This is a genomic window from Pectobacterium sp. CFBP8739, from assembly GCF_013449375.1.
In the GTDB taxonomy this organism is placed as follows: domain Bacteria; phylum Pseudomonadota; class Gammaproteobacteria; order Enterobacterales; family Enterobacteriaceae; genus Pectobacterium.
In genome coordinates this window covers 1-949 of the sequence record NZ_JACDRR010000058.1, presented here as the reverse complement: position 1 = coordinate 949, position 949 = coordinate 1, and the positions used below count along the sequence as shown (strand labels likewise).

2 protein-coding genes are annotated in these 949 nt (G+C 40.1%); both read right to left on the bottom strand.

What is annotated here, in order from left to right; translation table 11 throughout:
* Positions 1–34: 34 nt before the first annotated feature.
* Positions 35–409 (bottom strand): hypothetical protein, encoded by a 375-nt coding sequence (locus H0247_RS19625; protein WP_370463388.1) that lies wholly within the window; start codon positions 407–409, stop codon positions 35–37.
* A gap of 11 nt (positions 410–420) precedes the next feature.
* A partial coding sequence (locus tag H0247_RS19620; protein WP_219606830.1) for a DUF3990 domain-containing protein occupies positions 421–949 on the bottom strand: 529 nt, incomplete at its 5' end.

Sequence of the window (949 nt, the reverse complement as noted above, 5' to 3'; positions counted from 1 at the left end):
CCGGAAGGATCATCAGATCACTTCCGGCTAAAAATCAATCAATAAAGACAAAGCTTTCTTCAGCTAAACAGTTAGCCTTTCTGTATTCAGATTCCCATTCCCAATATCCATCAGGTTCATCTTGACTGATTCCATTATTCCAATATAAATCACCATATGCTATCAACATAGCCCAATGGTACTCAATCTCATGACTACACAACACAACTGACATATAGCTATTAGTAGCATTTTTTATTAGCTGGCTAGAATAAACTAAAAAATCACTTTCTTCTTTGGTCTTTTCAGTATATTTAAAAATCACAGCAATTATCACCTCGCACCAAGTGCGATAATTAAATATAACTTCATCACCAGTTTGATTATCATAGAAAATCAAGTTATCAGATATATTTATATCATCTATCACAATATTCATCCCTATAATTTAAATCTGTCGAATAATTTTGCTGCTTCATCAGAAAAAATAGCAAACTGGCTGCCTTTACTTGTCGGAACCTTTCCTCTTTTCACCGCTCCTGGATTCCCCAACATCGGGCCACTCACAGCATCATGACTATGGGAAAGAGTCCCAGCTCTGCCTTGAGTCACAAAATCAGCCCACTCACCATTGGCTGAGCTGAAATCTTTGATATCAAGTTTTGTGAGTTCAGAATTCGGAATATCAAACTGGGCGATCGTAGGGTGATCGCGTAGTTTTGACCATTCTTCCGCTTGGACTTTGTCTGTTGTCACATAAAAACCGCCTTGGCCTGCTGGGTTAAAATCTAAATTGGCCCGACCTTTTGAAGGATCTATAGGGCCTTGTATATTCCCAGCATGATAAAAGGTTGTGACGCCTTCTTTTTCCGTTAACCCCAGCGGGTCAACCCAAGTGAGAGGATTATGCACATACGCTTGAGGCCGGATACCACCCAGTAAACCTATCGGGTCATAGGGACGATCCTGA